The following is a 317-nucleotide window of genomic DNA, read 5'->3' as shown; positions in this document are numbered from 1 at the left end:
GGCTGCAAGCGCGACGCCGACGGCGATTACTGGATCACCGGGCGGGTCGATGACGTGATCAACGTCTCGGGCCACCGCATGGGCACCGCCGAGGTGGAGAGCGCCCTTGTGGCCCATGCCAAGGTCGCCGAGGCGGCGGTGGTCGGCTATCCGCATGACATCAAGGGCCAGGGCATCTATTGCTACGTCACCCTGATGAACGGCATCGAGCCCTCCGACGAGCTGGTCAAGGAACTGCGCGGCTGGGTGCGCACCGAAATCGGCCCCATCGCAAGCCCCGACGTCATCCAGTGGGCCCCCGGCCTGCCCAAAACCCG

1 protein-coding gene is annotated in these 317 nt (G+C 67.2%); it reads left to right on the top strand.

Going from position 1 to position 317, the window contains the following annotated elements; all coding sequences use genetic code 11:
* On the top strand, window positions 1–317 hold a 317-nt coding region (locus ACGKZZ_RS17315), incomplete at both ends, for an AMP-binding enzyme (protein WP_411224760.1).

This window comes from Marivita sp. S2033 (assembly GCF_046592965.1).
In the GTDB taxonomy this organism is placed as follows: domain Bacteria; phylum Pseudomonadota; class Alphaproteobacteria; order Rhodobacterales; family Rhodobacteraceae; genus Marivita.
The sequence above is the reverse complement of the archived record's forward strand: the minus strand, read 5'-3'. Positions and strand labels throughout refer to the sequence as shown.